Raw genomic sequence first — 24,419 nt, 5'->3', positions numbered from 1 at the left:
ATGCCGGATGAGACCCAGAAGGAACGCCATGCACCGCATGTGCTTACCACTCTGGCAGGCGTGCTGATCGCGTTTCTGCTGCTGGCAGCAATTTATGTGGTGTATCAGGCCGCACATATCCTGTTCCCGCAGAATGTTTATGAGACTGCGCTGCCTGCGGTTATTTCGGATACGGTGGAAGCCGACGGAGTTCTGCTGTTCGACGAAAGCTATGTGGCAGGCAGCGGGAATCTTGGATATCTTGCTGCCGACGGCGAGCGCGTTTCAGCGGGCACCGCAGTGGCAGAGGTGTACAGCAACGCTTCTCAGGCTTCGCTGCGCCTGCAGCTGAACCAGCTGAATGATCAGATCGACCTGCTGCAAAAATCGCAGAACACTTCTGCGCTGCAGCTGGATACCCTTTTAAAAGAACGTTCTTCTGCGCTGTATGACCTGCTGGATACGCTGGACGACAGCGATTATGAAGCGGTGGATGATGATGCCAATGCCTACCTGCTGGCCCAGAACAAGCTCTGGGTGGTAACGGGCGAAGCTGCAAACTTTACCGATCAGATCACTGCGCTGGTCCAGCAGTCCCAGAGCGTGCAGGCGCAGCTGGGCAGCCCGGCGCAGATTACTGCACCGCAGACCGGCTATTTTGTGCGCTCTTCCAGCAGCGGACGGCTCAATGCCAGTGCCGATGATATCCTTGCACTGAACGCACAGGAGCTGCAGGGCTATCTGCAGTCCGACCCAGTGCTGGCACTGGACGGCTGCGCCGGTAAGATCGTGGCAGGGTTCACATGGCGCTATGTGGGCGTGTGCACTGCAAAGCAGGGCGAAAAGCTGCTGGGTCAGAACGGCAAGCCGCTGAGCACAGCGGTGGAGATCAGCTTCCCGGGTCAGGTGGAGAACAGCCTCAAGGCCACCGTCACCGAGGTGGAGATCGATCAGGACAGCGGCCTTGCCCGCTTTGTGCTTGCCTGCAACTCCATCAACGGCGATGTGCTTTGCCTGAACCGGGCTGCAGCACGCATCTCGGTAGGAGAGCGCAGCGGCCTGCGGGTGCCTGCTGCGGCTGTGCACTATTTGAAAGAGGATGGCACCGAGGCACAAACGCAGGGCGAAAACTACATTCCCGGTGTGTACGTGAAACTTGGCAACATTGCCCGCTTCTGCCGGATCGACCCGGTGGACGCAGACCATCCCCTCATCACGGACGGCGATTACATCCTTGTTCTGCCCGAAGGGACCGAGGGCTCGGTCAGCAAGGTGAGGCTTTATGACGAAATAATCGTTTCCGGACAAAATTTGTATGATGGAAAGCTTTTGTAGTTATTGACATCTGAGGCAAAAAATCCGATAATAGATAAAGCTATTATTTGCATCTATTTGCAAAGAACGCCAGGCAGCGCCATGCTGCCCGAATGAAAGGAGCAGATTGTATGTCTTTGCTTGACAGCATTAAGAAAGGTCTGTTTGACCAGGAAGACGATTATGAGGATCAGTACATTGACGATGGCCCCCAGATGGTAAACAATAACAATGGCACCGGCCTTGGTGCTGACGACGAAAATGAAGAGCCTGTTGAGGGTGCCAAGAAGAACGGCAAGGTGGTCAACATCAATGCCACCACTCAGCTCAAGGTCGTTCTGGTCAAGCCTGAGCGTTTTGAGGATGCCAGTACCATTGCTGACCACCTGAACAACAAGCGCACCGTGGTGCTCAATCTGGAGTCCACCAACAAGGAAGTGTCCCGCCGTCTGGTGGACTTCCTGTCCGGTGTTGCATATGCAAACAATGGCCAGATCAAGCGCGTGGCCAACAGCACCTTCATCATCACTCCGTACAACGTGGATATCATGGGTGATCTGCTGGACGAGCTGGAGAACAATGGCGCGTTCTATTGATTCGCAGCCCAAGGCGGCGCGCGGGTTCATCCCTGCGCGTACCGATGAAGAACGCTATCTCATGCGCCATATCGAGGACTTGGCCCACACGGCCTTTTCCCGGGACATTGCGCGGTATTCGGCTTTCCTGAGTGACCGCGAGCAGGACTTGGCCTGCGCGGCACTGGGCCGTGCCGGTGTGCAGGAGAGCTTCCGGTTTGAGGGCGGCTGGCTGAATGCGGAGCGCAGAGTGCTCTGTATCGAGCCGGAGTACAGCTGCGGCGAAGCACCCATCTGCTGTGTGCGGCTGCAATGCCGTGCACAGGCGGGAGCTGCGCTGCCCGCCCACAAGGATTACCTGGGCAGTCTGATGGGCCTTGAGCTGCGGCGCGAGGCGCTGGGAGATATCGTTCTGCCGGAGGATCAGCCGGGCACAGCTTATGTGTTTGCGCTGGAACCGGCAGCACAGCTGATCTGCCGGGAACTGTTTCAGGCTGGACACACGGAGCTGACCACGGAACTGCTGACGCTGGACGAGGTGCCGCAGTTTCCGCAGGCGGAGCGTGAGATGCACAGTGCAACGGTATCGTCCCTGCGGCTGGACGCTGTGCTGGCAGCTATGCTGCACTGCAGCCGAGGACAGGCTTCGGAACTGATCGAGGCGGGCAGGGTGGAGATCAACCACCTGCCGGCGGATAAACCTCATGCGCAGGTATATGAGGGCGATGTGTTCACGGTGCGCGGCAAGGGCCGCTTCAACCTGACTGCACTGCCCGGCAAAAGCAGAAAAGATCGGTCGATCATCGAATTTTTTCAATATTAAAAGCAACGGGAGGAAATGACTATGCTGACTCCGCAGGATGTCCGTTCTGTGCAATTTGAGAAAAACCTCCGCGGCTACCGCACAGAGGACGTAGACCGTTTTCTGGATAAGGTGGAAGAACAGCTGCGGGACGACGATGCGCAGGCGGAACAGCTTCGCAAGCAGATTGCGGACTTGACTGCTGAAAACCAGAAGCTGCACGATGAACTGAAGAGCTTTGAGGCAGATGGTGAAATGCTCAAGAGCGCGCTGATCAATGCACAGCGCATGGGCGAAAATGTCATCCGCGAAGCAAACCAGAAAGCAGAAGAGATCATCCATCGTGCAAATCTGCGCGGTGATGATATCATCCGCGATGCCAACGAACTGCTGCAGAAGGCAAACGACCGTGCAGACGAGATCGAGAACGAAGCAAACGAGAAGCGCCTTGCAGAGGAGCGCGAGTATGACCGCGTGCGTCTGGAAGTGACCCGCTTCAAGTCTGATGTGCTCAACCTGTACCGCAGCCATGTGGAGTCGCTGAGCCGTCTGCCGGAGTTCCAGAAGGAAACGGCTGCACAGGATGCCGAACAGGCAGAGCCTGCTGCAGAGGAAAGTGAGCCTGCCGCTGCAGCCCAGCCGCAGGCAGCGGACGTGCAGGAGCCGGAAGCAGAGCCTGCACAGCCCGCACAGGAAGATGCAGAACCTGCTGCCGTTGTTGAAAATGACGACGACAAGGCAGCTGACAGCAGCGAGGATTTCTGGGCAAAGGATGAGAGCCAGCTCAAGCTGGACCCGCCGCCCGCGCCTCCTGCTGATTTTAAGCCGGACGAGCCGGACTACGATGCTTTTCAGGGTGTCAAGTTCAGCGAGTAAGGCAACCCCATAAGGAAATATAGAGGAGAGTGTAAACCATTGGCTAAGAACAAATCGCAGTACGATAGTACTCTGAACCTGCCCAAGACCCTGTTTGAAATGCGTGCCGGCCTGCCCAAGAAGGAGCCGGTCATGCTCAAGGATTGGGACGACAACGACCTGTACAATCAGCTCATGAAGCACAACGAGGGCAAGCCGCAGTTCATCCTGCACGACGGCCCTCCGTACGCAAACGGCAATATCCACATGGGTACTGCCCTGAACAAGATCATCAAGGATATCATTATCCGCGATAAGAACATGGAGGGTTTCCAGGCTCCCTATGTGCCCGGCTTTGATACCCATGGCCTGCCAATCGAGCTGAAGGCTCTGTCCTCCGTCGGTGATAAGAAGAAGGACATTTCCAAGCTGGAACTGCGCCAGATCTGCGAAAAGTTTGCTACCGAGCACATCGATATCATGAGCGACCAGTTCAAGCGTCTGGGCGTTATCGGCGATTTCGAGCATCCGTATCTGACCCTGAAGCCTGAGTTCGAGGCACGCCAGATCGAGATTTTTGGCGAGATGGCAAAGAAGGGCTACATCTACAAGGGCCTGAAGCCCGTGTACTGGTGCCCGGACTGCCGCACGGCTCTGGCAGAGGCCGAGATCGAGTACGGCGAGGACGACTGCGATTCCATCTTCGTGCGTTTCCACGTCTCTCAGGACCCCAACGGTGTGCTGGCAAAGCACGGCATCCCGATGGACAAGACCTACTTCGTCATCTGGACCACCACCACTTGGACTCTGCCCGCTAACGAGGCGATCTGCCTGAACGGCCAGTTCGAGTACTCCTTCGTCAAGATCGGCGATGAGTTCCACATCATGGCCACCGAACTGGTCAAGAGCGTCATGGATGCCTGCCACATCGAGAACTACGAGATCGTGGGTGAGCCGGTCTCCGGTGCCGAGTTTGAGCTGATGCGCTACAACCACGTCTACCTGCCCAAGGAGGGCTGGGTCATTCTGGGCGATCACGTCACGCTGGAAAGCGGTTCCGGCTGTGTCCATACCGCAGGCGGCCACGGCGTGGACGACTTCAACGTCTGCCAGAAGTATCCGCAGGTGCCCATCACCGTCCCCGTGGACGATGGCGGCTACCTGACCGAGCTGGCCGGTAAGTATGCAGGTCAGCGCGTGTGGGCTGCCAACAAGACCATTCTGGCCGATTTGACCGAGTCCGGTGCTGTCATGGGTCAGGTGCACATCAAGCATCAGTACCCGCACTGCTGGCGCTGCCATCACCCCATCATCTTCCGTGCAACGGAACAGTGGTTCTGCTCCATCGCAAAGTTCCGCGAGGATGTCTACAAGGCCATCGACACCGTTACCTGGATGCCGGATTGGGGCCATGACCGCATGAAGGGCATGGTGCGCGACCGCAACGACTGGTGCATCAGCCGCCAGCGCACCTGGGGCGTGCCCATCCCCGCATTCTACTGCAAGAAGTGCGGCACCTACCACATCACCGATGCCACCATCAAGGCTGTCAGCAACCTGTTCCGCAAGGAAGGCTCCGATGCATGGTATAAGTACGAAGCCGAGCAGATCATCCCCGCAGGCGAAGTGTGCGAAAAGTGCGGTGCTTCCGAGTGGACCAAGGACACCGACATCATGGATGTCTGGTTCGACTCCGGCTCCACCCACGCCGCTGTGCTGGAGGAGCGCCCCGAGCTGCGCTTCCCGGCTGATATGTATATGGAAGGCGGCGACCAGTTCCGCGGCTGGTTCCAGTCCAGCCTGCTGACCAGCGTTGCAAGCAAGGGCTGCGCACCCTATAAGTCTGTTCTGTGCCACGGCTGGGTCGTGGACGAGCAGGGCAAGCAGATGCACAAGAGCGCCGGCAACGGCGTGGAGCCCAGCGAGATCATCAAGGACTACGGCGCTGATATCATCCGTCTGTGGGTGGCTTCTTCCGACTACACCGTGGATGTGCGTGCCGGCAAGAACATCTTCAAGCAGCTGAGCGAGGCTTACCGCAAGATCCGCAACACCGCCCGCTTCATTCTGGGCAATCTGGACGGCTTTGATCCCAACACCGACTGCGTGGCTGACGATCAGCTGCAGGAGATCGACCGCTGGGCACTGGCTGCTCTGGATGACCTGATGGTCAACACCAGCGCAGGCTACGCTGTGTACGACTTCAACAAAGTCTACCATGCAGTGTACAACTTCTGCGTTGTTGCAATGTCCAACTTCTATCTGGATGTGACCAAGGATCGCCTGTACTGCACCAACGGCGCAGGCCGCAAGGCTGCTCAGACCACCATGTACAAGATCCTTGTGGCTCTGGACAAGATCATTGCTCCTATCCTGTGCTTCACCAGTCAGGAGATCTGGGACTTCATGCCCAAGACCGAGGGCATGAACCAGTACGTTGTCTTTGAGGAGATGCCCAAGGCCGGCCAGTATGCCGCCGATGAGGCCTTCAAGGCAAAGTGGGCACAGCTGATCGCCGTCCGTGATGAGGTGAAGAAGGTTCTGGAGCAGGCCCGTGCCGAAAAGGTCATCGGTGCTTCTCTGGAGGCTGCCGTCACCCTGTACTGCAATGACGCGGTGTATGATCTGCTGAACAGCATCCCCATGGACGAGCTGGCCGACCTGATGATCGTCTCTCAGGTAGAGCTGGTCAAGGGCGAAGGCGGCGCTGCAAGTGCTGTTGAAGGCCTGGGCGTTGCTGCTGCACATGCCACCGGCGAAAAGTGCGAGCGCTGCTGGAAGTATTCTTCTTCCATCGGCAGCCATGCCGCACATCCCACCCTGTGCGCACGCTGCGCCAGCGTTGTGGAAGCCTAAGCGTTCCGCATAAAACAATGTTTTAAAGGGCGGCGCTCCCTTATACCGGGGAGCGCCGTTTTTTATACTGAATGATTTTGGGAGTATCCTATGGCATTTGTTGTTTTTAATCTGCTCGCGGCTGCGGCACTCATTGGCATCGATCAGGCCATCAAGCTGTGGGCCACCAATGTGCTGCAGCCCATTGGTGCAATGCCGCTGATCCCCCATGTGGTGGAGCTGCGGTTCGTGCTCAACCCGGGCATGGCGTTCAGCCTGCTCAGCGGCAAGCAGCTGTTCCTCATCATCGCTACCAGCATAGCGCTGATCTTTGTGGCCTATGGGCTGTTCTTCCGCAGCCGCGGCAGATACCTGCAGCAGGCCGCACTGCTGCTGATCCTTGCCGGCGGCATCGGCAACCTGATCGACCGTGTGCTCAACGGCGAGGTGGTGGACTACATCAATCTGCTGTTCATGCAGTTTGCGGTGTTCAATTTTGCGGATATCTGCGTGTGTGTGGGCGTGGGCCTCTGGGTGCTGGTAATTTTTCTGGAAGAGCTGCACGCTGAGAACGGGCAGTCCCCGAAGGAGCAGTGAGCCATGGAACAGCGTGAATTTGTGGTGGAGCAGGAGACGGCAGGCCAGCGCATAGACCGCTTTCTGAGCGGCGAGGACACCGGCCTTTCCCGGTCTGCTCTGCAGGCGCTGGTGGCCGACGGTCATGTGTTGTGCAACGGCAAGCTGGTTGCCAAAAGCCTGAAGCTCAAGGCGGGCGACACCATCCTTTTGGAAATTCCGGACGCAAAGCCCATTGAGGCCGTGCCGCAGGACATCCCGCTGGAAATCGTCTATGAGGACGAGCATCTGCTGGTGGTCAATAAGCCCAAAGGCATGGTGGTGCACCCGGCTCCCGGCAACCCGGACGGCACGCTGGTGAACGCGCTGCTGTGGCACTGCAAGGGAAGCCTGTCCGGTATCGGCGGCGAGATCCGCCCCGGCATCGTGCACCGCATCGATAAGGACACCAGCGGCCTGCTGGTGGTGGCAAAGGACGATGCAACGCACATCGGCCTTTCCCAGCAGATGGCGGTGCACAGTGTGGAGCGCGCGTATCGCACCATCGTGTACGGCGGCTTTGCACAAGATGAGGGCTTTGTGGAAAGCAATCTGGGCCGCAGCAAGACCGACCGCAAAAAGATGGCGGTCTACCCGGCCAGTGAGCCGCACACCAAATATGCCTATACCGGCTATCAGGTGCTGGAACGGCTGAACAACTTTACCATGCTGGAATGCCGTCTGAAGACCGGCCGCACCCATCAGATCCGCGTGCACATGGCATCCATCCAGCACCCGGTGGCGGGCGACCCGGTGTACGGCCCGCACAACTGCATCACCAGCCTGCACGGTCAGTGCCTGCACGCCAAAACGCTGGGCTTTGTGCACCCGATCACCGGCGAACATCTGCGGTTCGATTCGGAATTGCCGGAATACTTCACTCGTTTTCTTGCAACGCTCAGGAGGGGAACGGTATGAACCATCTTTCTTCAACGCTTGTACTGTGTGATCTGGACCACCTGCTTTTGGGTGCCGACGGCAACCTGACGCAGGTGGTGCGGGATGTGCTGCAGCTGTTCGTCCGCCGCGGCGGACGTTTTACGGTGTTTTCCCAGCGCACGCCGCGGGCAGTGCGGTCCATTCTGGGCAGTGTGCGGCTCAGCGCTCCTGCGCTGGTGTGCGGCGGTGCCATGGCCTACCATTTTTCCGATGGCACCCGCCAGCCGCTGTGCACCTTTGCCGGGCAGGATGCCGACCTGTTCGCCCGCCTGCCGGTGGCAGAGGGCGTGGGCATTGCCCTGCAGATGACCGACGGTACCACCCGCGTGCTGCGCATGAGCGAGGCATTGGAGTGTCATCTGCGGCAGGAATGGACCCCTTATCTGCTGGCAAACGCGGCAGACATCAAGGGGGAAGAAGTGCTGCGGGTGCTGCTGTATCAGGACAGCAAGGCAGTGCCCATGATCTCGCTGCTGGAAAAATCTCTGGGCGACCGCACAGCGGTGCTGCTGGGCGAGCGTGCCGCAGCGGATACGCTGATCCTGACCCCCAGAACCGTCTCTGGCCGTGAAATGCTGGATGCCGTGTGTATGCCGGTGGGCATCGACCCGGAAGATGTGCTGGTACTTGCCGGAGGGCTGCCTATGCTGGACATGGTGCGCGCTTCCAGCCAGAGCACCGCAGCTGCGGATGCCCCGGCTGAGCTGCGTCTTGCTGCCCAAAAGGTCACTTTGACCGATGCTGCGGCAGGTTCTGCAGTGGAAGTGCTGTACCGTATGGTGCGGGATGCTGAAAATTTGGCGTAAAATTTGTGCAAGGCTTCTGCAAATTCTTTCGCAGAAGCCTTTCTTTTTGGAGGAAAGTCAGGTACAATGAGAGAAACGCATCTTCTGGTCCTGCAAAAGAAGGAAAAACTCTTTCTTGCGCTGTCGCTGGCGGCGGTGGTTTTGTGCACAGTGCTGGCCTTTGGCTTTGCCGTGCCGCTGCAGGCTGCCGAACCGCAGGTCCTGCCGGATACGACCGGGCTGGAACAGTATGTGCTGGTGGATCTGAACACTGCTGATCTCTCTGCGCTGTGCACACTGCCGGGCGTAGGGGAAAAGCGCGCACAGACGATTCTGGATTACCGGACGCAGAATGGCCCGTTTGAACGGGTAGAAGATGCAGCCGATGTTCCGGGCCTGACACAGACCATTGTGGATTCCTGGGCAGGAATGGCAACCGTGAGCTGAGCCGCAGCCGGCGGCCCGGCGCAGCAAAAAGGGGAATGATTATGAGTGACGATACCATTTTTATCAACCGGGAACTGAGCTGGCTGGATTTCAACCGGCGCGTTCTTGCATTGGGAAAGGATAAAAATGTTCCGCTTGCAGAGCGGGTCAAATTTCTTGCGATCTACGGCTCCAATCTGGACGAGTTTTTTATGGTGCGCGTGGGTTCTCTGCAGGAGCGCGCCAATCTGGAACAGGAACAGGGCAAAAAGGTCAAGAGGGAAAACAAGACCAACATGTCCGCGGCGGAACAGCTGACTGCCATCATGCCCAAAACGGCACAGCTGCAGGAGGAGTGCGATAAATACTACGCAAAGGCGCTGGAAGCACTGGCGGAGTGCGGCTGGCGCAAGGTGGATCTTGACCACTTGTCCAAGGAGGACGAGCACTTCTGGAAGAAGTACTTCCAAACGGAGCTGTTCCCCATCCTCAGCCCGCAGATCGTGGATAACCGCCATCCGTTCCCATTCCTGCGCAATCAGGAGATTTACCTTGGCGTTCTGCTCAAGGAAAAACACCCGGCAGGGCAGAGCCTTGGCATCATTCCCATTTCCAGCCAGATGGAACGGATGCACGTTGTAAAAAAAGACGGCGAAACGCAGTTTGCACTTACCGAAGAGCTGGTGCTGCACTTTGCGGCCAGCATCTTTGGCAAAGAGACGATTCAGGAAAAATGTCTCTTCCGTGTTACCCGCAATGCGGATATCGACGTAAAAGAGGGCATGATGGATCATGATATCGACTACCGCGAGATCATGACCGAGCTGCTCAAGCGCCGCCGCAAGCTGGCTGCGGTGCGTCTGCAGATCACGCCTGCCCCGGCCCCGGAGGTAGAACGCCTGCTGTGCAACCGTCTGCTGCTCACCCATAAACGGGTGTTCGAGCAGAAAAGCCCGCTGGACCTGAGCTTTTTCTACAAGCTCACCGGCCGCATGGAAGCGGAGGGTCGGCCGGAACTGTTCTACCCGGCTGCACGGCCCATGCTGCCGCCGCCGGACTACGACCTTGCCGCTGAGGTGCAGAAGCACGATGTGCTGCTCAGCTACCCGTACCAGTCCATCCGGCCCTTCATTGCCATGCTCAAAAAGGCTGCCCATGATCCTGAGGTCATTTCCATCAAAATGACGCTGTACCGTATGGCGCGGGAGTCCCAGATCGTGCAGGCGCTGATGGAAGCCGCTGAGAACGGCAAAGAGGTGGTGGCGCTGGTGGAGCTGCGCGCCCGCTTTGACGAGCAGAACAATATCGACTGGTCGAAGCAGCTGGAAAGCGCAGGCTGTACGGTCATTTATGGCTTTGATGATTACAAAGTGCACTCCAAGCTGACCCTTATCACCAAAAAGAGCAAAGAGGGCTACTCTTATATCACCCAGATCGGCACCGGCAACTACAACGAAAAGACCAGTGAGCTTTACACGGACTATTCCTTCATTACGGCAGACCATGGCATTGGCGAGGAAGCTTCCAATGTGTTCCAGAACCTTGCCGTGCAGAAGCTGACTGAGGAGAGCGACCGGATGCTGGTAGCACCGCTGCGCTTCAAGAGCGTATTGCTGGAAGAGATGGATCGTGTCATTGCCGCCGCCCGCATGGGCCGTCCGGCATCCATGATCCTGAAAAACAATTCCATCAGCGACCGGGATATCATCCTCAAGCTGCAGGAAGCCAGCTGTGCCGGTGTGCGCATTGATATGATCGTGCGCGGCATCTGCTGCGTGCGCGCCGGCGTGCCCGGCAAGACGGAGAACCTGCATATCCGCAGCCTTGTGGGTCGTTATCTGGAGCATGGCCGCATTTACAGCTTCTTCGATGGTGCACATACCCGCATCTATATTGCATCCGGCGATTTCCTCACCCGCAACACCGAGTGCCGCGTGGAGGTGGGCGTGCGCGTGGAGGATCCCGTGCTGGTGCGGAAGCTTACCGACATTCTGCAGCTGCAGCTGCGGGATAATGTCAATGCCCGCGAGATGCGCCCGGACGGCAGCTACCAGAAGGTAAAGCCCGCTGAGGGCGAAGCACTGGTGAACGGCCAGATGGGCATGTATGAGCTGTTGAAAAATGACTGGACGCAGCCGGAGCCTTGGAGGCTTTCTGCCGCTGTGCAGGAAAAACAGCCTGAACCTTCTGCCGAAGCAGCAAAGCCAGAACCTGCGAAAACGGAAGCGGCTCCCGCTGCAAAACAGGCAGAAGTTTCTCACCCGGAATCTGCTGCGGCACCGGAAAGCGGCGACCGCTTTGACCAGCTGGAACAGATGGTCAATCATAAAAAGCGTACAGAGCCGCAGCTTGCCCCTGCAGCCAAGCCGATAAAGCCGGTGGTGGTGGAGACACCCGCCCCCAGAAACCGCCTGAAACGGATTTTGGATTTCTTCAGGTTACGCAGATAATATTTGCAAGACCCGACAGAGCAAACCCTCTGCCGGGTCTTTTTGCGTGTTTGCCTGCATAAATAAAAAGCAAACGGAAGGCGGGAGGCAGAAGGTGCGGGCAAAGCGATGGGGACGAGCCGGGCACGGCAGGGAGCAGCCCAGACGGAGGGTGATTTTTCTGGCAGTTTTAGCCGGACTGCTGGTGTGCGTGGTGCTTCCGGTGCGGGCGCAGAAAAAAACGGGGAAGCTCTGTTTCCCGCTGGACACCACACAGTACCGTGTTTCGGACGGATACGGCTGGCGGCAGGATCCTTTTACCGGGGAAAGGACGTTCCATAAGGGCATTGATCTTGCCTGTGCAGAGGGAACAGAAGTGCTTGCTGCGGAAGACGGTGCGGTGGTGCAGGCATACCGCAGCACAAGCTATGGCACCTGTCTGCGTGTTCTCCATACAGATGGCAGCGAGTCACTTTACGCCCATTTGCAGTACGCCTATGTCCGCCCGGGCGAGGTGGTGGAAGCAGGGCAGCTGCTGGGCGCAGCAGGGCGCAGCGGGCGCGCTACGGGAGCACACCTGCATTTTGAACTGTACCGGCAGGGAACAGCCTGTGACCCGGCGGATGCGCTGGGCCTTTCCTCATGAAGCTGCATGATTCCCGGCAGCTGGGGCCGCTGGTGTTCCGCGACCCGCTGCTTTTGTGTAGCGCACTGTATTTTCTGCTCTACTTTGATGCAAGCGGCTTTCTGCGGCTGGGGCTGCTGGCGGCGTTCCTGCACGAGTGCGGGCACATTCTGGTGTATTGTGCGCTGCTGCGCCGCTTTCCGGTCATTGAGGTGACCATGACTGGCTTTTGTATGCGGATGGACGCTCCGGTCCGGGGCCTTTCACCGGGGCGGCTCTTCTGGCTGGCTGCTGCAGGCCCGGCGGTCAATTTCATGCTGGCAGGCATCTGGGCGCTGCGGCTGGAACAGGAACTGACCATCCGCGGCAGTGCCTTCTGGGCGGCAAATCTGCTGACCGGGGGATTCAATCTGCTGCCCGTTCCACCGCTGGATGGGGCGCAGCTGGCATCCTGCCTGTGCGAAATGCGGCGTGCAGGCAAAAAGTTTAAGGGAAATGATTGAAAAAACAGCTCATTTCGGGTACAATAAAATGACGTGTAAAAATGGACTGTTTATTGGAGGACTCGATGTTTGATCCAAAACTGAAAGAAGCACTGGGACGGGTACAGAAGCCTGGTCGTTATACCGGCGGAGAACCCGGCAGTGTATATAAGGACAAAGAAAAAGTGGATGTCCGCTTTGCGTTCTGCTTTCCGGACACCTATGAGGTAGGTATGTCCTTCCTCGGCGAAAAGATCCTGTATGAGCTGCTCAACCGCCGCGAAAACTGGTGGTGCGAGCGTGCTTTTATGCCGTGGCTGGATATGAAGGCCGAGATGGAGCGTCTTGGTCTGCCGCTCTACACCATGGAGAGCAAGGATCCGCTCACCGCTTTTGATGCAGTGGGCTTCACCCTGCAGTACGAGCTTTCCTATACCAATATTCTGGCTATGCTGGATCTGGCGGGCATCCCGTTCTATTCCAAGGATCGCGATGAAAGCTGGCCGCTGATCGTGGCGGGCGGCCCCTGTGCCTGCAATGCGGAACCCATTGCGGACTTTTTTGATGTGGTTCAGCTGGGTGAGGGCGAAAACCAGCTGCCCGGCATCTGCGCCGAGATTGAAAAGGCCAAGAAGGAGGGCGGCGTTTCCAAAAAGGAACTGCTGCTGCGCATTGCAAAGATCCCCGGTGTCTATATTCCGGCATTCTACGATGTGGAGTATTACGAGGATGGCCGGGTAAAGGCCATCATCCCCAATGAGCCGGGTATCCCGGCGCGCATCACCAAGGCGATCATCAAGGACCTGAACGAGTTTGCCCCGCCCACGAATTTCGTGGTGCCCATGGTGGGTGCCATTCAGGACCGCGCCAGCATCGAGGTGCTGCGCGGCTGTGTGCGTGGCTGCCGTTTCTGTCAGGCGGGCTTTCTGTACCGTCCCATGCGCCAGCGTGACGCAGGCCTTCTGAACAGGGCGGCGCAGGAGCTGTGCGCTAACACCGGCTATGAAGAACTGAGCCTTTCCAGCCTGTCCACCTCTGACCACGGGCAGCTGGAAGAGCTGCTGGACGATTTGAACGAGTGGGCACCCAAGGAGCATGTGAGTCTGTCGCTGCCTTCGCTGCGCGTGGACAACTTCTCCCAGAGCCTCATTGAAAAGACCACCAAGGTGCGCAAGAGCGGCCTGACCTTTGCTGCCGAAGCCGGCACCCAGCGCCTGCGCAACGTCATCAACAAGAATGTCACATGGGACGAGATCGAAAAGACCTGCACCATCGCATTCAATGCGGGCTATACCTCGGTCAAGCTCTACTTCATGATGGGCCTGCCCACCGAGACCATGGAGGACATTGAGGGCATCGCAGAGACGGCGCAGAAGGTGGTAGACCTCTATTATTCGCTGCCCAAGCGCGGCAAGGGCAAGGGTGTACAGGTGACCATCAGCTGTGCCTGCTTTGTGCCCAAGCCCCATACGCCGTTTGAGTTCGTGCCCATGGACACTGAAGAAATGCTGCGCGCCAAGCAGAAGCACCTGCTGGAAAGTGTGCGCAGCCGCAAGATCAAGGTGAACTACCACGACAGCACCACCAGCTTTCTGGAGGGCGTGTTCGCCAAGGGCGACCGCCGTCTGGCACCGGTCATTGTGGAAGCCTACAAACGCGGCTGCTACTTCGACGGCTGGGAGGAGTGCTTCAAGTACGATACTTGGCTGCAGACCTTTGCTGATCTGGGCATCGACCCGGCATTTTACTGCCAGCGCCCCATTGGTCTGGACGAGGTAACGCCCTGGTCCCATATGGACTACGGTGTTACCCACGAATATCTGGTACGGGAGTACAAAAAGGCCCTTGCCGCCCAGACCACCCAGCCCTGCAACCGTGCCTGCCACGGCTGCGGTGCAAATCACCTGTTAGGAGGTCCCTGCTTTGATTACAGTAAGAATCTCGTTTGAGAAAAAGAATGAGGCCTCCTACATCTCCCTGCTGGACCTGCAGCGGGTGATGCAGCGTGTGCTCAAGCGCAGCGGCCTGCCGGTGTGGCATACGCTGGGTTTCAATCCCCACATCTATATGACCTTTGCCTGCCCGCTTTCTCTGGGGCAGGAGAGCGAGTGCGAGTGCGTGGACGTCAAGACCGAAGCGGAAGCCCCGGATTTTGAACAGTGGAAAGCGGCCCTCAATGCCATCATGCCCGCAGGCATCGTGATCACGCACGTTGGCCCGGTGCAGATGAAGGCGGACCTCATTGCCTACGCATGCTATCGCATCACCTACCCGGCGGCAGCGGCTGCGGCGCTGGATCAGTACAACGCGCTGGAAAGCGCCCCGGTGGAAAAGCACGGCAAAAAGGGCAACAAGATCATTGAGCTGAAGGAACATCTGCCCAAAGTGGAGTACACCACAGAAGGGGACAGCCTGCACATGGATCTGTGCATGCCGGCCGCACAGGAACTGAACCTGAACCCCTCGCTGCTCACCGGCTTTCTGGAAGAAAAATTCGGCCTGCCTGCTGTCAGCGCCAACATCCTGCGCAAAAAGTTTCTGACGGCAGATAAGCAGCTGTTTGTCTGATCGGAGTGTGAAAGACTGTCTGTTGGGCAAAACAGAAAATTTTTGCATTTATTTTGGTCAGAACGCTTGCATTCACGCAGGTTTTGTGATATCCTATTTAGGCGTTAGTGTCCGCTGAGACCACAGCGGGGTTAATGACAATATCATTAAACGGGCGGTCCTCTGACGGCAAAGTGCCGTGTATGAACGTCTAAAAACAAATGGAGGATTCAAAAATGGACGCACTGAAGATTATTTCTGAAGGCAGCATCAAGGCTGAAAAGCCCCAGTTCAACGTTGGCGACACCGTCCGCGTTGATGTTCGTATCAAGGAAGGCGACCGTGAGCGCATTCAGGCCTTTGAGGGCACTGTGATTGCAAAGAAGCACGGCGGCGTTGCTGAGACCTTTACCGTTCGCCGCGTTGCTTACGGTGTTGGCATCGAGCGTGTCTTCCCCATCAACAGCCCCTTCGTTGAGAAGGTCACCGTTGTCCGCAAGGGCAAGGTCCGCCGCGCAAAGCTGTTCTACCTGCGTGGCCGTACGGGCAAGGCTGCCAAGGTCAAGAGCGATATTTGATCATCCCCGATTTGAAACGGGAGAAAAGGGACAACCTTGTTGTCCCTTTTTTCTTTATCAAAATTTCGGAAAAAATGCGGCTTTTTGCAGGCACCGTTCTTGCGAAGAGCCTGTCGGCTGCGGTATAATCGGGTCAGCAGTGTAAAACCAGAAGGTGAGGTGTACCGGATATGGAAAAACAGGAACAGGCAAAGCCCGTGCGTGGGCAGAATCTGCTGGAATGGTACGAGGCATTGATCTCGGCAGCGCTGGTGCTGGTGCTGATTTTTTCGTTTTTCTTCCGCATCATTCAGGTGGACGGCAGCTCCATGGTGCCCACACTGGTGAACGGTGATAAGCTCATCGTGTGGGGAGCAGGCTATACACCGCAGCGTGGTGACGTGGTCATTGTGGACAGCTATACCTCCTACGGCAAGCCGCTGGTCAAGCGTGTCATCGCCAAGGGCGGAGATACCATCAGCATTGATTACGATTCCGGTGTGGTCATGGTGAACGGTGAGGTCTTGCAGGAGGACTACATTGCAGAGCCTACCTATCTTGGCTACGATGTGCAGTTCCCGTACACAGTGCCGGAGGGCACGGTGTTCGTGATGGGTGACAACCGCAACCAGTCGCTGGACAGCCGCTCCACCTATGTCGGCTGCATCGACGAACGGGATATTCTGGGCAAGGTGCTTGTGTGCTTTATGCCCTTTACAGATTTTGGGGTGGTAAAATGAACGAAATGGATACCCGCTTTGCAAACCAGTACAATATTCAGTGGTTCCCGGGCCACATGACCAAGACTCTGCGCATGATGGAGCAGGAGATCCAGCACGTGGATGCCAGCCTTGTGCTGCTGGATGCCCGAATCCCGCTTTCCAGCCTGAACCCGGAGATCGAGCGCATCACGGCCCGCAAGCCGAAACTATACGCGCTGAACAAGGCCGATCTGGCAGACCCGGCTGTAACGGAAGAGTGGATCAAGTATTTCCGTGCGGCAGATGCCGGCTGTGTGGCCATCAGCGCCAAGCAGAAGGGCGGTGCCAATGCGGTAAAGGCTGCCATTGAAAAAGAACTGGCGGGCCTGCTGGAACGCCGCCAGAACCGCGGCATGGGCGGTGCCAAAACACAGGTGATGCTGTGCGGCATCCCCAATGTGGGCAAATCCACCTTCATCAACACCTTTGCAGGCTCTGCCCGCGCCAAGGCGGCAGACCGCCCGGGCGTAACCAAGGGCAAACAGTGGGTCAGCACCGACAAATTTGACCTGCTGGATATGCCCGGCGTACTGTGGAAGAAGTTTGACTCCAAGACCATTGCGTCCAATCTGGCCTTTATCGGCTCCATCAAGGATGATATTCTGGATGTGGAAGAGCTGGCCATGAACCTGCTGGACGAGGTGCGCCGCAACTACCCCGACCTTGTGGCCCAGCGCTACAAGCTGGATGCCGAAACGCTGGCCCTGCCGCCCTACGAGCTGATGGAAGCCATCGGCCGCAAGCGCGGTCTGCTGGTGCGCGGCGGCGAGGTGAACACCGAGCGCTGCGCCATTATGCTGGTGGACGAGTTCCGCGCCTGCAAATGGGGCCGCATCTCGCTGGAGCGTCCGCCGCAGCGGGATGATCTGGCTGATTTTGCCGAGGAGGATGACGAATGAAGCGCCGTTCCGACGAGGAGATCTCGGCTCCGCTGTATGAGTACGATGCCGCTGTACGCAGTCAGTATGGCTGCTTTGCAGGCGTGGACGAAGCCGGGCGCGGCCCTCTGTGCGGCCCGGTGTGCGTAGCGGCCTGTATTCTGGACCCGGAGAATCCGGTCTTTGGCATCAACGACTCCAAAAAGCTTACCGAGAAAAAGCGGGAAGCTCTGTTTGATGAGATCATTGAAAAGGCGCTGGCCTACAAAATTGTTTTTGTGGGGCCGGAGATCATCGACCGGGACAACATCCTCAACGCCACCATGGGCGGCATGAAGCAGGCCGTGGAAGAGCTGGACATCGTGCCGAACCTTGTTCTCGTGGATGGAAACCGCACCCCGGCAGGGCTGCTGGTCCCGGCACAGCCGGTGGTCAAGGGCGATGCCACCAGTGCCAGCATCGGCGCAGCATCCGTCCTTGCCAAGGTCAGCCGTGACCGCTATATGCTGGAACTGGACAGACAGTATCCGCAGTATCAGCTGGCAAAGCACAAGGGCTACCCGACCAGGCTCCACTATGAGCTGATCGCCCAGTACGGCATCCAGCCGTTCTACCGCCGCAGCTTCCTCAAAAAGCAGGGCTACTGGCCGGAGAACGGAAAGTGAACCGCGCCGAGACAGGGCGCAGGGGAGAAGCTGCTGCGGCCCGCTGGTATCAGAAGCAGGGCTGCAGGCTGCTGGCACACAACTTCCACACCCGGATGGGTGAGCTGGATGTTGTGGTGCAGGAGCCGGATGGGACCATTGTCATCTGTGAGGTCAAGACCCGTGCGGAAGGCTCTCTGGCCAGCCCGGCAGAAGCGGTGGACCGGCCCAAACAGCGCCGCCTGATCCGTGCAGCACAGTATTATCTGCAGCAGAACGGCCTGAGCGATGCACCGGTACGATTTGACGTGGCAGAAGTGTTCCCTCTTGACAGCGGGCGCTGGATGGTACATATTATAAGGGGCGCTTTCCTCACGTAAAGCAACGGCCCCGGTGGGAAAATGTACGGGCAGAGGGCTTCTCTGCTACAGCAGAAGAGCGTGCTTTGCACGTTCTACGGCGAAAAAGGAGCAACAACAATGCAGTTTTTTAGTACCAGAGACCAAAACCGCAAAGTGACTTCCTCGGAAGCGATCGCACAGGGCCTGTCCAATGAGGGCGGTCTGTTTGTACCGGAAAGCTTTCCGCAGGTGGATGTGAAGGCACTGTGTGAGCTGGACTACCCGGCCATGGCAGCTGCCGTCATCAAAGAGTATCTGACCGACTACTCGCAGGATTTCCTGACCGAAGCTGCCCACAAGACCTACGGAGAGGCCTTTGGCGGCAAGGCAGGCTATCTTGCCCCGGTGGAAGGGGATACCTATGCCTTAGAGCTGTGGCATGGCCCTACCTGTGCATTCAAGGATTATGCTCTGCAGCTGATGCCGAAGCTTCTGGTGGAAGCCAAAAAGAATCTGGGCCGCACGGAAAAGACCCTGATCCTTGTGGCGACCAGCGGCGATACCGGCAAGGCAGCTCTGGACGGCTACCATGATATCCCGGGCGTGGAGATCGCAGTGTTCTATCCCACGGGCGGCACCAGCGAGATCCAGCGCCTGCAGATGGCAACGCAGGAGGGTGCCAACGTGGCAGTGTACGCTGTGCGCGGCAACTTTGATGATGCACAGACCGGCGTGAAAAAGGTCTTTGGTGACACTGCCATTGCAGCAGAGCTTGCCAAGCGGAACATCCGCCTGTCCAGCGCCAACTCCATCAACTGGGGACGTCTGGTGCCGCAGATCGTCTATTACTTTGCCGCCTATGCCCAGCTGCTCAAGGCGGGCAGGATCACCTTCGGCGATGAAGTGGACTTCTGCGTACCCACCGGCAACTTCGGCGACATTCTGGCAGGCTACTATGCAAAGCGCATGGGCCTGCCCGTGGGCAAGCTGGTCTGCGCTTCCAATGAGAACAACGTGCTGACCGATTTCCTCACCACCGGCACTTACACCGCAAAGCGGGAGTTCTTCAAGACCACCTCGCCCAGCATGGACATTCTGGTATCCTCGAACCTCGAGCGCCTTCTGTACCATGTCACCGGCAGTGATGCCGAGGTGGCGGGCCTGATGAAGAGCCTTGCCGAGACCGGCAGCTATACTGTGCGTCCGGAGACGCTGGCTGCCATTCAGGAGAACTTCTCCTGCGGCTGGAGCAGTGAGGAAGAAGTGGCAGGGGAGATCCGTGTCCGCTACGAGAAGGACAATTACCTGTGTGATACCCACACCGCCGTTGCGTTCCATGTGGCAGCGCAGAAAAAGCGCGAGGGCGTGCCCATGGTGGTGCTGTCCACCGCGTCTCCCTTCAAGTTCCCGCGCAGCGTGCTGGAAGCACTGGGCCGCACCGCCCCGGAAAATGATTTTGAAGCAATGCAGCAGCTGGAAGCAGTCTCTGCGCATACCGCACCGGCAAGCCTTGCCGCACTGCGCCAGAAGCCGGAGCGCTTTAACACCGTGATCGATCCTGCGCAGATCGCCGAGGTGGCGCTGGGCTATCAGGAATAACACATCCTGCTGCATTTAGAACAGGAGTAAAAACATGGCACTTTTTGTGCTTGGCGATACCCACCTTTCTCTGGGCGCTTCCAAGCCGATGGATATTTTTCCCGGCTGGAATGATTATGTGGAGCGCCTTGAGAAAAACTGGCGCAAGCTCATCAAACCAGAGGATACCATTGTATTGGCGGGCGATATCAGCTGGGCCATGCGCCTGACCGATACCCGTAAGGATTTTGAATTTCTGCAGAGCCTGCCCGGGCAGAAGATCATCATGAAGGGCAACCACGATTACTGGTGGTCTACCGTGAACAAGATGAATGCCTACCTCAAAGCAGAAGGCTTTGATACCCTGCACATTCTGCACAACAACTCCTACAGTGTAGAGGGGTATGCACTGTGCGGTACCCGCGGCTGGCTGTTTGATGCAGGCGAGGCCCACGACGAAAAGGTGATGAACCGCGAGATCGGACGGCTGCGCATGAGCCTTGATGCCGCCGAACCCGGGCTGGAAAAGCTGGTGTTCCTGCACTATCCGCCGGTGTATACCGGCACCAGTGCGCCGGAGATCGTGGCCACCTTAAAGGAATACAGCATCAGGACCTGCTACTATGGCCATCTGCACGGCAATGCCATCCGCTATGCGGTGCAGGGCGATGTGGATGGCATCCACTACAAGCTGGTCAGTGCCGATGGGCTGCGTTTTTGCCCGTACCGCATCAATTGAACCGTTAAAACCAATAAAAATTAACAATTTGGGCTGGCAATTGTGTCAGGAGCGTGCTATAATAGTTTTTGACGCGATTGTTGCACCCAATTGAGCGCGCGCGTCCCCGCATATTGCAAAAGCAAGTTCATCCAGGACGCAGTGCGCGGTTGCAAAGGGCAAAAACTTCCTGCCCTGCGCAATAGAATTTTTGAGTGGAGGAAAAACAAATGAATTTCATCAAGTGTGAAAAGCTCGAGAAGAGCATGGCAGAACTGCAGTTCTCCATCGACGCAGAGGCTTTCAAGAAGGCTGTTGCCGATGTTTTCAAGAAGGAAGGCAAGAAGTACGCTGTTCCCGGCTTCCGTAAGGGCAAGGCTCCCCGCGCTCTGATCGAGAAGATGTACGGCGCTGATGTCTTTACCTATGATGCCATCAATGAGCTGTTCCCCGAGGCTTTCGAGGCTGCTGTCAAGGAAGCTGGCGTTGAGCCGGTCGGCCGTCCGGAGGTCACTGTTGACTCTGCTGATGAGACCAACGGTGTCACCCTGACCGTCAAGGTCGCTGTCAAGCCCGAAGTCAAGGTTGGCAGCTACAATGGTCTGACGGTTGAAAAGACTGTCCATACTGTTTCTGACGAGGCTGTTGAAGCTGAGCTGAAGCGTGTGCAGGAGCGCAATGCCCGTGAGCTGACCCGTGAGGGCGCTGCTGAGAACGGCGACATCGCTGATATCGACTTCGAGGGCTTCGTCGATGGCGTGGCTTTCGAGGGCGGCAAGGCTGAGCACTACAGCCTGACTCTGGGCAGCGGCAGCTTCATCCCCGGCTTTGAGGATCAGATCGTGGGCCACTCCGCTGGTGAAGAGTTCGACGTGAACGTTACCTTCCCCACCGAGTATCAGGCTGCCGAACTGGCTGGCAAGGCTGCTGTGTTCAAGATCAAGCTGCACGAAGTGAAGTACAAGGAGCTGCCTGCTCTGGATGACGAGCTGGCTAAGGACTGCTCTGAGTACGACACTCTGGACGAGTTCAAGGCTTCCATCCGCAAGAACAATCAGGAGCAGCTGGACAAGCAGGACGATCTGGCTGTTGAGAACGCTCTGGTGGATCAGGTCATCGAGAGCATGGAGGGTGAGATCCCCCAGGCAATGTATGATGCCCGCATGGACGAGATGGTCAACGACTTTGCATTCCGCGTGGAGCAGCAGGGCCTGCGCCTCGAGGACTACCTGAAGTATATGGGCCAGACTATGGAGCAGTTCCGCGCCTCCTTCATGCCGCAGGCTGAGAAGCAGGTCAAGATCCGTCTGGCTCTGGAGGCTGTTGCTGCTGCTGAGAACATTGAGGCTTCCGAGGAGGAAGTTTCCGCTGAGATCAAGCGCATCGCTGACCAGTACAAGATGGAAGAGGACAAGGTTCGTGAGCTGGTCAATGTTGACGACCTGAAGAAGGATCTGGCCATCAACAAGGCCATTGACTTCATCAAGAGCCACGCAAACATCGTGGAGAAGGCTGCTGAGGAAGAGAAGGCTGCAGACGCTGAGTAATCAGCTCCTGTGTTCCTTTGAAGCGGGCAGTATGCTGCACGGTTTCAATCAAAGGTTGTAAAAATTGACCGATACGGCAGAACCGGCAGGGAAACCGTATCGGTCAATTTTGCAAATACTATATTCCATTTCAGGAGGCGAACTTTATGAGTTTTGTTCCTTACGTTGTGGAACAGTCGTCCCATGGCGAGCGTTCCTATGATATTTTCTCCCGTCTTTTGAACGATCGCATCATCGTTCTGAGCGAGGATGTCAACGATACCTCCGCCAGCCTTGTTGTGGCACAGCTGCTGTATCTGGAAGGGCAGGACCCGGACAAGGACATCAGCCTGTATATCAACAGCCCCGGCGGCTCCATCAGCGCCGGCATGGCCATCCACGATACCATGCAGTATATCAAGTGCGATGTTTCCACCATCTGCATGGGCATGGCAGCTTCCATGGGTGCCTTCCTGCTGGCAAGCGGCACCAAGGGGAAGCGTTTTGCACTGCCCAACTCGGAAATTCTGATCCATCAGCCGCTGATCGGCGGGCAGGGCGGCGGCCTTTCCGGCCAGACCACCGATATCAAGATCCATGCCGAGCACATGGTGTATATCCGCGATAAGATGAACCGCATGCTCAGCGAGTACACCGGCCAGCCGCTGGAAAAGATCCAGCTGGATACCGAGCGCGACAACTATATGTCCGCACTGCAGGCAAAGGAATACGGCCTGATCGATGAGGTCATTGCCCACCGCTGAGCCGCCGACATTTAATTTACCCAGGATAAGGAAAAACAGCTATGGCAAATAACAATTCCGGCAGAGACAAAAACGAAAAGGATCTGGTCTGCAGCTTCTGCGGAAAGCATCAGGACGAAGTGGAGCGTATGATCATCGGCCCCGGTGTCAATATCTGCAGCGAATGCATCGGCCTGTGCCACGACCTGCTTTCCGACAAGCCGGATCAGCCCAAAAGCGCCCGACCGGCCCGCGGTGCAAACCGTGCACACATCCAGCCTGCGGACGATCTGGATATCAACATCCTGACCCCGGCCGAGATCAAGGAAGGTCTGGATCAGTACGTGATCGGTCAGGACGAGGCAAAGCGTGTGCTGGCCGTCTCGGTCTACAACCACTACAAGCGCATCCTCAGCGGCAAGGGCAGCGATGTGGAGCTGCAGAAGTCCAACGTGCTGCTGCTGGGTCCTTCCGGCGTGGGCAAGACCCTGCTGGCACAGACTCTGGCAAAAATGCTGGGCGTTCCCTTCGCCATTGCCGATGCCACCACCCTGACCGAAGCCGGTTATGTGGGCGAGGATGTGGAGAACATTCTGCTCAAGTTGATCCAAGCAGCGGATTTTGATGTGCAGAAGGCACAGATCGGTATTATCTATATCGACGAGATCGACAAGATCACCCGCAAGAGTGAGAACCCCTCCATCACCCGCGATGTGGGCGGCGAGGGTGTGCAGCAGGCCCTGTTGAAGATTTTGGAGGGCACTGTGAGCAATGTTCCTCCGCAGGGCGGCCGCAAGCACCCGCAGCAGGAGTTCATCCAGATCGACACCACCAACATCCTGTTCATCTGCGGCGGTGCATTTGATGGCTTGGATAAGTATATCCTGCGCCGCACCGATAAGTCCGCACTGGGCTTCGGCAGCAGCCTGAAGGATAATTCCAGCGAAGCGGAGAAGGCTCTGCTGCGCAAGGTGGAACCCCACGATCTGGTCAAGTTCGGCCTGATCCCGGAACTGATCGGCCGTCTGCCGGTCATTACCGTGCTGGACGATCTGGACGAGGACGCTCTGGTTCGCGTGCTCAAGGAGCCGCGCAACAGCCTTGTGAAGCAGTATAAGGAACTTCTGAGCATGGATAATGTGGAACTGAACTTCACTGATGAAGCACTCCACGCCATTGCCCGCAAGACGATCGAGCGCAAGACCGGTGCCCGCGGCCTGCGCAGCGTGATGGAAAGCATTCTGCTGCCCATCATGTACGAGGTGCCCACCGATGCTACCATCATCCGCGTAACTGTGGATGAAGATACCGTGGAAGGCGGCGAAGCACATCTGGAATACGGCGCGGTGCGCAAGCGCTATAAAAATCAGGTCGCTCTGAGCTGACGCTTTTAGCGTACAGCAGGGGAGCAAAGACCCGGCATTCAAGCTCTGTTTCAAAAGCTTTTTGCTTTTGGCAGGGCTTT

The 24,419-nt window shown here is 57.4% G+C and carries 24 protein-coding genes; all 24 read left to right on the top strand.

Features of this window, described 5'->3' with window-relative positions:
* The 24 genes from DXA66_RS05475 (at position 1) to clpX (ending at position 24,339) form a co-directional block, all read left to right on the top strand.
* Entirely contained in the window at positions 1–1,314 is a 1,314-nt protein-coding gene (locus tag DXA66_RS05475) for an HlyD family efflux transporter periplasmic adaptor subunit (protein ID WP_243089035.1), read from the top strand.
* 110 nt (positions 1,315–1,424) lie between these two features.
* The gene (locus DXA66_RS05470; RefSeq protein ID WP_118527374.1) at positions 1,425–1,889 is read left to right on the top strand and encodes a cell division protein SepF; all 465 of its coding nucleotides are present in this window, start codon (positions 1,425–1,427) and stop codon (positions 1,887–1,889) included.
* Positions 1,873–2,691 (top strand): S4 domain-containing protein, encoded by an 819-nt coding sequence (locus DXA66_RS05465; protein ID WP_118527372.1) that lies wholly within the window; start codon positions 1,873–1,875, stop codon positions 2,689–2,691. The genes DXA66_RS05470 and DXA66_RS05465 overlap by 17 nt, the downstream gene beginning before the upstream one ends.
* A gap of 21 nt (positions 2,692–2,712) precedes the next feature.
* Entirely contained in the window at positions 2,713–3,546 is an 834-nt protein-coding gene (locus DXA66_RS05460) for a DivIVA domain-containing protein (protein WP_223387554.1), read from the top strand.
* A 39-nt stretch (positions 3,547–3,585) separates the two neighbouring features.
* The gene (gene ileS, locus DXA66_RS05455) at positions 3,586–6,381 is read left to right on the top strand and encodes an isoleucine--tRNA ligase (RefSeq protein ID WP_118527370.1); all 2,796 of its coding nucleotides are present in this window, start codon (positions 3,586–3,588) and stop codon (positions 6,379–6,381) included.
* 90 nt (positions 6,382–6,471) lie between these two features.
* Positions 6,472–6,957, top strand: coding sequence for a signal peptidase II (gene lspA, locus DXA66_RS05450; RefSeq protein ID WP_005941866.1), 486 nt, complete (start codon positions 6,472–6,474; stop codon positions 6,955–6,957).
* A gap of 3 nt (positions 6,958–6,960) precedes the next feature.
* The gene (locus DXA66_RS05445) at positions 6,961–7,893 is read left to right on the top strand and encodes an RluA family pseudouridine synthase (RefSeq protein WP_118527368.1); all 933 of its coding nucleotides are present in this window, start codon (positions 6,961–6,963) and stop codon (positions 7,891–7,893) included.
* Positions 7,890–8,720: an HAD family hydrolase gene (locus DXA66_RS05440; protein WP_118527366.1), complete on the top strand. Its 831-nt coding sequence runs from the start codon at positions 7,890–7,892 to the stop codon at positions 8,718–8,720. The genes DXA66_RS05445 and DXA66_RS05440 overlap by 4 nt, the downstream gene beginning before the upstream one ends.
* A 66-nt stretch (positions 8,721–8,786) precedes the next feature.
* Positions 8,787–9,146, top strand: a complete 360-nt coding sequence (locus DXA66_RS05435) for a ComEA family DNA-binding protein (RefSeq protein ID WP_118527364.1) — start codon at positions 8,787–8,789, stop codon at positions 9,144–9,146.
* A 41-nt stretch (positions 9,147–9,187) separates the two neighbouring features.
* Positions 9,188–11,575: a polyphosphate kinase 1 gene (ppk1, locus tag DXA66_RS05430; protein WP_118527362.1), complete on the top strand. Its 2,388-nt coding sequence runs from the start codon at positions 9,188–9,190 to the stop codon at positions 11,573–11,575.
* A gap of 94 nt (positions 11,576–11,669) precedes the next feature.
* Positions 11,670–12,200 carry a M23 family metallopeptidase gene (locus DXA66_RS05425; RefSeq protein ID WP_118527360.1) on the top strand — a complete coding sequence of 177 codons (531 nt, stop codon included), beginning with the start codon at positions 11,670–11,672 and terminating at the stop codon, positions 12,198–12,200.
* A complete protein-coding gene (locus tag DXA66_RS05420) occupies positions 12,197–12,682 on the top strand; it encodes a peptidase (protein WP_118527358.1) in 486 nt (161 codons plus the stop codon). The genes DXA66_RS05425 and DXA66_RS05420 overlap by 4 nt, the downstream gene beginning before the upstream one ends.
* A 65-nt stretch (positions 12,683–12,747) precedes the next feature.
* Positions 12,748–14,610, top strand: a complete 1,863-nt coding sequence (locus tag DXA66_RS05415; protein WP_118527356.1) for a TIGR03960 family B12-binding radical SAM protein — start codon at positions 12,748–12,750, stop codon at positions 14,608–14,610.
* On the top strand, positions 14,585–15,229 hold the full coding sequence (locus DXA66_RS05410) for a TIGR03936 family radical SAM-associated protein (RefSeq protein ID WP_005941909.1): 645 nt from the start codon (positions 14,585–14,587) through the stop codon (positions 15,227–15,229). Before DXA66_RS05415 ends, DXA66_RS05410 begins: the two co-directional genes overlap by 26 nt.
* Before the next feature lie 215 nt (positions 15,230–15,444).
* Entirely contained in the window at positions 15,445–15,786 is a 342-nt protein-coding gene (gene rplS / locus DXA66_RS05405) for a 50S ribosomal protein L19 (protein ID WP_022257134.1), read from the top strand.
* A gap of 170 nt (positions 15,787–15,956) precedes the next feature.
* Positions 15,957–16,505, top strand: a complete 549-nt coding sequence (gene lepB, locus DXA66_RS05400; protein WP_118527354.1) for a signal peptidase I — start codon at positions 15,957–15,959, stop codon at positions 16,503–16,505.
* On the top strand, positions 16,502–17,425 hold the full coding sequence (gene ylqF, locus DXA66_RS05395; RefSeq protein WP_005941918.1) for a ribosome biogenesis GTPase YlqF: 924 nt from the start codon (positions 16,502–16,504) through the stop codon (positions 17,423–17,425). The genes lepB and ylqF overlap by 4 nt, the downstream gene beginning before the upstream one ends.
* On the top strand, positions 17,422–18,069 hold the full coding sequence (locus DXA66_RS05390; protein ID WP_118527352.1) for a ribonuclease HII: 648 nt from the start codon (positions 17,422–17,424) through the stop codon (positions 18,067–18,069). Before ylqF ends, DXA66_RS05390 begins: the two co-directional genes overlap by 4 nt.
* A complete protein-coding gene (locus tag DXA66_RS05385; RefSeq protein WP_005941923.1) occupies positions 18,066–18,428 on the top strand; it encodes a YraN family protein in 363 nt (120 codons plus the stop codon). The genes DXA66_RS05390 and DXA66_RS05385 overlap by 4 nt, the downstream gene beginning before the upstream one ends.
* A gap of 99 nt (positions 18,429–18,527) precedes the next feature.
* Positions 18,528–19,988, top strand: coding sequence for a threonine synthase (gene thrC, locus DXA66_RS05380; RefSeq protein WP_118527350.1), 1,461 nt, complete (start codon positions 18,528–18,530; stop codon positions 19,986–19,988).
* Between the two features lie 34 nt (positions 19,989–20,022).
* Entirely contained in the window at positions 20,023–20,706 is a 684-nt protein-coding gene (locus DXA66_RS05375; protein ID WP_005941928.1) for a metallophosphoesterase, read from the top strand.
* 209 nt (positions 20,707–20,915) lie between these two features.
* Positions 20,916–22,232 (top strand): trigger factor, encoded by a 1,317-nt coding sequence (gene tig, locus DXA66_RS05370; protein WP_118527348.1) that lies wholly within the window; start codon positions 20,916–20,918, stop codon positions 22,230–22,232.
* Positions 22,233–22,378: 146 nt separating this feature from the next.
* Positions 22,379–22,975 (top strand): ATP-dependent Clp endopeptidase proteolytic subunit ClpP, encoded by a 597-nt coding sequence (gene clpP / locus DXA66_RS05365; protein ID WP_005941935.1) that lies wholly within the window; start codon positions 22,379–22,381, stop codon positions 22,973–22,975.
* A 41-nt stretch (positions 22,976–23,016) separates the two neighbouring features.
* Positions 23,017–24,339: an ATP-dependent Clp protease ATP-binding subunit ClpX gene (clpX, locus tag DXA66_RS05360; protein ID WP_097777745.1), complete on the top strand. Its 1,323-nt coding sequence runs from the start codon at positions 23,017–23,019 to the stop codon at positions 24,337–24,339.
* The last annotated feature ends 80 nt before the right edge of the window (positions 24,340–24,419 follow it).

This window comes from Faecalibacterium sp. OF03-6AC, from assembly GCF_003478175.1.
In the GTDB taxonomy this organism is placed as follows: domain Bacteria; phylum Bacillota; class Clostridia; order Oscillospirales; family Ruminococcaceae; genus Faecalibacterium; species Faecalibacterium taiwanense.
Note: the sequence above shows the minus strand (reverse complement) of the source record. Positions and strands in the feature narration are given on the sequence as shown.